This is a genomic window from uncultured Campylobacter sp. (assembly GCF_905371695.1).
In the GTDB taxonomy this organism is placed as follows: Bacteria; Campylobacterota; Campylobacteria; order Campylobacterales; family Campylobacteraceae; genus Campylobacter_A.
Window position 1 is genome coordinate 1 of sequence record NZ_CAJPMA010000079.1, and the last position, 7921, is coordinate 7921.

A 7921-nucleotide genomic window follows, 5' to 3' on the forward strand; every position below is an offset into this window, starting at 1 on the left:
CGCGCGAAACGACGTCGTCAAAATTTTGAAAAAATTAGGCTTTGAAGTGGGGGTAAACGTCGAGCAAGAGAGCATAAACGTTAAAGTGCCGTTATTTCGCCACGACATAGTAAATTCTCACGACGTGTGCGAGGAGATCGTACGGATCGTAGGCATAGATAATATCCTCTCAAAGCCGCTAGTTTTCGCCGAGCAAAACCGCCTGACGCCTACTTTTATCAACTATAAAAATTCGCTAAATTTGCGCCGCCGCGCTGCTGATTGCGGATTTTTCGAAAGCGTGCATTACGTATTCGATAACGCCGAGGAGCTTAAAAATTTAGGCTTCGCGCCGTGTTCCGCCGTCATAGCAAACCCGATTACAGGCGAGCTAAACGCGCTTCGTCCGACGCTTATAAACCACTTATTAAATTCTTGCGAGCGCAATGTTAAAAATTCTAAAAAATCAGTCCGACTTTTCGAGCTCGGCGAGGTGTTTAGCGCAAGCGGCGAGCAGGGCACGAACGTGGGGTTTGCGGTGAGCGGACTAATAAAAGAGCCTACGCTGATTAACGGCGCCAAGGGCGAAGAGGCGGGATTTTACGCGTTTGCGGCGGCGGTGCAAAACGTAATCGGGAAATTCGAGCTAAAACCTAGCGACGAAATCTTGTATCTTAGCCCCTACGAGCAAGCTAAAATTTTACGAAACGGCGTATGCGCGGGCTACATAGGACGCGTTAGCGCGGACGTAGAGGCTGCCAGAGACCTGCCTAAAACTTATCTTTGCGAGCTAAATTTTAACGCGCTAAAATTTGAAAGCATTCAAGCGCGCGCGTATTCTAAATTTCCTAGCGTTTCGCGAGATCTTAGTTTAGTCGTGCCAGACGGGTTTGAGTTCGCTAAAATTTACGAGTGCGTCCGCGCTTTAAATTTAGCCCAACTTCGCGAGTTTTTGCCGGTTGATATTTACTGTGGCGCGGGACTTGAAAACGCTTCTAGCGTAACGCTTAAATTTACCTTCCAAGATATGGAAAAAACGCTAGAAGATAGCGAAGTTATAGCGCTAACGGATAAAATTTTAAGCGCGCTAAAACAAAATTTAGGCATCGGCATTAGATGAAAGTAAAACCGTTAAAAGCGCCGATAAACGCGAATTTGCGGCATCTAGCCTCCGATAAATCTATCTCGCATCGCTGTGCGATATTTTCGCTTTTAAGCAACCGCCCTAGCCGCGTGCGAAATTATTTGGACGCGCACGATACGCTAAATTCGCTTGAAATCGTAAAAACGCTGGGCGCTAGCGTAGAGCGACGCGCAGACGGCGAGATTATCATTGCCCCGCCGATAAAAATCGCCGAACCCGCGCGCGTGCTTGAATGCGGAAACTCTGGCACCGCGATGAGGATTTTTATGGGGCTTTTAGCCGCGCAAGAGGGATTTTTCGTTCTTAGCGGAGACGAGTATCTAAATCGCCGCCCGATGGCGCGCGTCGCAAAGCCGCTAATCGCGGTAGGCGCTAAAATAGACGGCGCGAAAGACGGAGATAACGCTCCGCTTTGCATTAGAGGGCATAAACTGGAATTTTTTAAATTTCATAGCTCCGTAGCTTCCGCGCAGATAAAGTCGGCGCTTTTGCTAGCCGCGCTTTACTCGAACGGCTGCGAATTTAGCGAGGACGAGCTAAGCCGCGATCACACCGAAAGGATGCTAAAAGGAATGGGCGCGGATATTAAAACTAGCGGGCTAAATATCAAAGTAGCCCCGATGAGCGCGCCACTAGCGCCGCTTGACATCGACGTGCCCAACGATCCTAGCTCGGCGTTTTTCTTTGCCGTCGCCGCGTGTATAACGCCAGGCTCTTGCGTTACGCTAAAAAACGTTTTGCTAAACAAAACCCGCATAGAGGCCTTTAAAATTTTACAAAAAATGGGGGCGGATATAAAATTTAACGTAATTAGCGAAAAATACGAAACTGTCGGCGATATCGAGGTGAAATACTCCCCGCTAAAAGCCGTAGACGTTAGCGAAAATATCTCGTGGCTAATCGACGAAGCACCCGCGCTAGCCGTCGCGTTTGCTTGCGCGAAAGGCGTTAGCACGCTAAGAAACGCCGCTGAGCTTCGCGTAAAAGAGTGCGATAGAATCGCCGTAACCGTAGAAGCTCTTAAAAAATGCGGCATTGAAGCGGCGGAATTTGAGGATGGATTTAGCGTAACTGGCGGTCAAGCGCAAAGCGCGGTAATCGACAGTCTAGGCGATCACCGCATCGCGATGAGTTTTGCTATTTTGGGACTCAGCTGCGGTATGCAAATACAAAATAGCGAATTTATCGCGACGTCGTTTCCGAATTTTAGCGCGATTTTAAGACAGGTAGGAGCGGACGTTGAAGATTGAGCTAGCTAGCAGTTACGGATTTTGCTTCGGCGTCAAGCGCGCGATAAAAATCGCCGAAAACGCGGGCGATGCGGCTACTATCGGACCGCTAATCCACAATAACGAAGAGATAAACCGTCTAGCTAAAAATTTTAACGTAAAAACGCTTGAAGGTATAAGCGGGTTAACGGACGAAAAAAAGGCGATCATCCGTACGCACGGCATAACCAAAGGCGATCTGGCCGAGCTAAAAAAAAGCGATATTAACGTCATCGACGCGACCTGCCCGTTCGTAACCAAGCCGCAGCAAATTTGCGAAAAAATGAGCAACGAAGGCTACGACGTCGTGATATTCGGCGACGAAAATCACCCCGAAGTAAAAGGCGTAAAATCCTACGCCAGCGGAGCGGTCTACGTCGTATTAGACGAAAGCGAGCTAGCGGGAGCGAAACTTAAAACCCGCGTAGCCGTCGTGAGCCAAACGACGCGCAAGGTCGAAAAATTTATGCAAATCGTAAATTATCTAATGCTTCGCGTAAAAGAAGTGCGAGTGTTTAATACGATTTGCAACGCGACTTTCGAAAATCAAGAGGCCGTAGGCGAGCTAGCCAGACGCGCCGACGTGATGATAATCATCGGCGGGAAAAATAGCTCTAACACCAAGCAGCTTTATTTAATCTCCAAAAATTTCTGCGCCGACAGCTACCTGATAGAAAGCGAAAACGAGCTTGAAAAATCGTGGTTTAAGGGTAAAAATTTATGCGGCGTAAGCGCCGGAGCCAGCACGCCCGATTGGATCATTCAAAAAGTAGTAGACGAGATTGAGAAATTTTAGAAAATTTAGCGCTGAAATTTTTACTCGAACTTCTTAAAATTTTAAAATTAAACCGCAAATAAGCCAACTTTAAATATAATCAAACGCTTTGCCCTTTTGGGCATTAGAAAATATAAAAGGACCAGAGATGGCTGTGAACAAAAAAGTTCAACTAAAAGCAAAGGACGACCACTTCGAAGAAGAAGACTTTGCTGCGATGTTAGAAGAGTCTTTTAAAAAGACCGAGGAAGATAGCGAAGGCGTAATCGTCGGAATAAACGGCGACGTAGCGACGGTAAACGTCGGTATTAGAGGCGACAAGGAGCTCGCTATTAGCGAGATAACGGATGCTAACGGTAACTTGCTTTATAAAGTGGGTGACAAAATCAAGGTCGTAATCACGGGTCGCGGTCAGGTATCGCACAAAAAAGCCTTACGCAAGGAAAAGGTAAAAGCCTATATCGATGCGTATAATCCGGACGAGCAAGGCGAAATAGACGTAAAAATCGTCGGTAAAAATAAAGGCGGCTACGTAGCGACCGATGAAAACGGCGTAGAATTTTTCCTACCTAAAACTCAAAGCGGCTTTAAAGATGCGAAAGACATCGTCGGAAAGAACTATAAAGTAAGAGTCATCAAAGTAGATAAAGACGAACAAAGCATCATCGTCTCTCGTAAGAAAATTTTAGACGAAGACCGCAAAAAACGCAAAGAAGCGCTACTTAACATAGTAGATAATCAAGACGTAATAGAAGGTACGGTCAAAAAAATCACGACTTACGGAATGTTCGTAGACGTGGGCGGCGTAGACGGATTGGTGCATTACAGCGAGATAAGCTACAAAGGTCCTGTAAATCCGGGTTCGATCTACAAAGAGGGCGACAGGGTGCCGGTAAAAGTCATTAGCTACGATAACGAAAAGCGCCATTTATCGCTTTCTATCAAAGCCGCAATGCCAGATCCTTGGGAAGAGATCAAGGACGGACTAGAAGTGGGCGATACCATTAAAGTAACCGTTAGCAATATCGAGCCTTACGGCGCGTTCGTAGATCTAGGCAATGATATCGAGGGCTTTTTGCATATCTCTGAAATTTCATGGGATAAAAACATTAAAAACCCGAAAGATCACATTAGCGAAGGCGAAGAGATCGACGTCGAGGTTATCGAAATCGACGCGAAAGGTCACCGTTTAAGAGTGAGTTTGAAAAATCTACTCGCTAAGCCGTTCGACGAATTTAAGGCGAAATTTAAAGAAGGCGACATAGTAAAAGGTACGGTTACTACGCTAACTAATTTCGGCGCTTTTATTAAAATAGGCTGCGTAGAAGGACTACTACATAACGAAGACGCTTCTTGGGATAGAAACGACAAGTGTAAAGAGATGTTTAAAGTAGGCGACGAACTTGAAGTAAAAATCATCAAAATCGACGGCGCGGAACAAAAAATTTCTCTTAGTCTAAAAGACCTAAAACAAAGTCCGGTTCAAAAATTTGCGGGAAAATTTAACGTAGGCGACATAGTAAAAGGCAAAATTCGCGACGTTAAAGATTTTGGCGTATTCGTCGAGCTTGAAGATAACGTCGATGCGTTAATCCGTAAGGAAGATTTAGGCAGCGTCGACGAGAGCACGCTAAAAATCGGCGACGAGATAGAAGCGGCGATCGCGTTTATCGACGAGAAGAAAAATCGCATCCGCTTAAGCGTCCGCCGTTTGGCTAAGCAAAAAGAGCGCGAAACGCTAAACGAAATCAACAGCGGTAGCGACGATAAGATGACGCTAGGCGATATAATCAAGGAACAATTGCAATAAATAAATGGGTAGATACGCGCTTTTGGCGCTGATTGCGTCTTTAACGTTATTGCTCGGGGTATGCGGAATTTTCTTGTATAAATACGCAAACGCGAATTTGGCCCAAACTTCGCTAACGGCGGACGTAGAGGAGCGCAACTCTACTCAAAGCGCGAAAAACGCGCGCGGCGGTTGGATAGATAATCTAGCCGCCATCGATAAAAAAGACTATATTTTACCGACCAACGAAATTTTCATCGAATACGGTAGACCTAAAAACGAGCCTAAACGCGTAAGCGCTTACGAGCTGGTAATCGACAAAAACGACGTTTATTCGGTGTTTTGCCTTATGCAGACGCTAAAAGGCGCGGCGGTTGATTTTACGGTCGTAAAAGACGGCGTGAAGAGTCAAATTTTCTTAAATACGCAAGACTCTAAACTGCTTCAACACATCATAATAAAGTTGCGAGATTATAATATTAATTCAAGCGTAAGAGAGGTAAAACTATGAAAACTATCATCGTATGCGACGCTATACATCAAGTAGGCTTTGAGTTACTTAGTAAAGAGCAGGATATAAAAGTCATCGACGCGACGAAAGAGCCCAAAGACAAGTTGCTTGAAATTTTAGGCGAAGCCGACGTGGCGATTACTAGAAGTTCGACTGAGGTTAACGAGGCGTTTTTAAACGCCGGCAAAAAGCTAAAAGCCATCGTGCGCGCCGGCGTAGGCGTAGATAACGTCGATATCGACGGTTGTTCTCGCAGAGGAATAATCGCTATGAACGTACCTACGGCAAATACGATAGCTGCCGTAGAGCTTACGATGGCGCATATGCTCGCGGCCGCCAGATCGTTTCCTTACGCGCATAACGATCTTAAAATCGACAGAATTTGGAAACGCGAAAAATGGTACGGCGTCGAGCTGTTTAAGAAAAAATTAGGTGTCATCGGCTTCGGCAATATCGGTTCTCGCGTCGCGGCTCGCGCAAAGGCGTTCGGTATGGAAATTATCGCTTACGATCCTTATATCGACCCGACGAAAGTTATCGATATGGGCGGAGTTTATACCAAAAATTTCGACGATATTCTAGCTTGCGACTTTATTACGATCCATACGCCTAAAAATAAAGAAACGGTTAATATAATCGGCGAGGCCGAGATCGCCAAGATGAAAGACGGCGTGCGCCTCATAAACTGCGCCCGCGGCGGTCTTTACAACGAAGAGGCTTTATTAAACGGACTAAAAAGCGGTAAAATCGCGTTTGCCGGCATCGACGTATTCGCCAAAGAGCCGGCTACGGACCATCCGCTACTTGATTTAAATAACGTAAGCGTCACGCCGCATCTTGGCGCAAATACGCTCGAATCTCAGCGAAATATCGCGGTCGAGGCGGTTGAGCAAGCTATTAGCGCAGCCCGAGGCATAAGCTATCCAAACGCGTTAAATTTACCGATCAAAACGGAAGATCTGCCTCCTTTTGTAGAGCCTTACATCGAGCTAACAAGCAAAATGGCGTTTTTAGCCGCGCAACTTAATAAAAAAGCTATCAAGGCTATTCGAGTAGAAACTCACGGGCAAATTAGCGAATACGCGAATTCTATGCTAACCTTTGCGATCGTAGGCGCTTTAAAAGAGAGCTTGGGCGAAGCGATAAACTACGTAAACGCTAAATTTTTATGCGACGAAAAGGGAATAATAGCCGAAACGGTCAAAGGCGCGGAGAGTATATTTAAAAATAAAATCACCGTGCGAATTACGACCGAGAACGACGTCGTAACCGTCGGCGGAACGGTATTCGGGGAAAATCAGCAGCGTATCGTAACTATAAACGGCTTTAAAACCGACTTTAAGCCTAAGGGTAAGATGATAGTCTTTAAAAACAACGACGTACCGGGCGTAATTGCACAAATCAGCGCTATTTTGGCCGCCGAAAAGATCAATATCGCTGATTTCCGTCTCGGACGCGGAGAAAACGGTATGGCGCTTGCGGTTATATTAGTCGATGAAAATATCAGCAAAGAAACCCTCGCCAAGCTAAATGCGCTTGAAACTTGCATTTGGGCGCAATATGCGGTAATTTAATTAAATTTCAAAGGAGAAAAAGTGGCTTCATACTCAATGGGCGACCTAAAAAAAGGTCTAAAAATCGAAATCGACGGCGTTCCTTATAAAATCGTCGAATATCAACACGTAAAACCGGGCAAGGGCGCGGCGTTCGTTCGTGCGAAAATCAAATCTTTTATCGACGGCAAGGTACTTGAAAAAACCTTTCACGCGGGCGATAAATGCGAGCAGCCTAATCTTGAAGACAGGCAGATGCAATATCTTTACGACGACGGCGAATTTTGCCAGTTTATGGATACAGCTACGTATGAGCAGGTAGCTATAAACGACGAAGACGTAGGAGAAGCTAAAAAATGGATGATCGACGGCATGATGGTTGATATTTTATTTCACAACGGAAACGCTATCGGCGTCGAAGTACCGCAAGTGGTCGAGCTTAAAATAGTAGAAACTCCGCCGAATTTTAAAGGCGATACGCAGGGCGGTAAAAAGCCCGCTACGCTAGAAACGGGCGCGGTGGTGCAAATTCCTTTTCACGTGCTTGAAGGAGAGGTGATTCGCGTAGATACGGTACGCGGCGAATATATCGAGCGCGCGAATAAATAAATTTTGCGCGTAAGTCTCGCATCGCCGATCTTTCTTAGATCGTCTTCGGCAAATGGACTAGCGCGCTCCGCTCGCAAACAAAATCCCCTAGTTAATAGGGCTATGCGGATGCTTTTGTTTGCTAGTTGGGGCTTAAAATTTAAAATTTCGGGTCGGCCGGGTCGCCGACCTTCGGGCGGTTAAGCCGTTTACGAGAGGTGCGCTTTTATTAGACGCGTTATCTCGCCCTCGTAAGGAAATCTCGCCTCGTCCGTACCGATGAGGTCTTTTTTTGAAAATACTACTTCGCCGTC

6 protein-coding genes and 1 pseudogene are annotated in these 7921 nt (G+C 46.0%); all 7 read left to right on the forward strand.

What is annotated here, in order from left to right; translation table 11 throughout:
- Positions 1-1099, forward strand: a pseudogene (locus QZ147_RS07245) (phenylalanine--tRNA ligase subunit beta); the annotation flags it as partial.
- The gene (gene aroA / locus QZ147_RS07250; RefSeq protein ID WP_295148761.1) at positions 1096-2373 is read left to right on the forward strand and encodes a 3-phosphoshikimate 1-carboxyvinyltransferase; all 1278 of its coding nucleotides are present in this window, start codon (positions 1096-1098) and stop codon (positions 2371-2373) included. The pseudogene QZ147_RS07245 and the gene aroA, both read left to right, overlap by 4 nt.
- Positions 2363-3187 carry a 4-hydroxy-3-methylbut-2-enyl diphosphate reductase gene (locus QZ147_RS07255; RefSeq protein ID WP_295148764.1) on the forward strand — a complete coding sequence of 275 codons (825 nt, stop codon included), beginning with the start codon at positions 2363-2365 and terminating at the stop codon, positions 3185-3187. The genes aroA and QZ147_RS07255 overlap by 11 nt, the downstream gene beginning before the upstream one ends.
- A 127-nt stretch (positions 3188-3314) precedes the next feature.
- On the forward strand, positions 3315-4976 hold the full coding sequence (locus tag QZ147_RS07260) for a 30S ribosomal protein S1 (RefSeq protein ID WP_295148766.1): 1662 nt from the start codon (positions 3315-3317) through the stop codon (positions 4974-4976).
- 4 nt (positions 4977-4980) lie between these two features.
- Positions 4981-5466, forward strand: a complete 486-nt coding sequence (locus tag QZ147_RS07265; RefSeq protein WP_295148769.1) for a hypothetical protein — start codon at positions 4981-4983, stop codon at positions 5464-5466.
- Complete coding sequence (gene serA, locus QZ147_RS07270; protein ID WP_295148772.1) at positions 5463-7040, forward strand: phosphoglycerate dehydrogenase; 1578 nt, start codon at positions 5463-5465, stop codon at positions 7038-7040. The genes QZ147_RS07265 and serA overlap by 4 nt, the downstream gene beginning before the upstream one ends.
- Positions 7041-7061: 21 nt before the next feature.
- A complete protein-coding gene (gene efp / locus QZ147_RS07275; RefSeq protein WP_295148774.1) occupies positions 7062-7628 on the forward strand; it encodes an elongation factor P in 567 nt (188 codons plus the stop codon).
- Positions 7629-7921 lie beyond the last annotated feature (293 nt).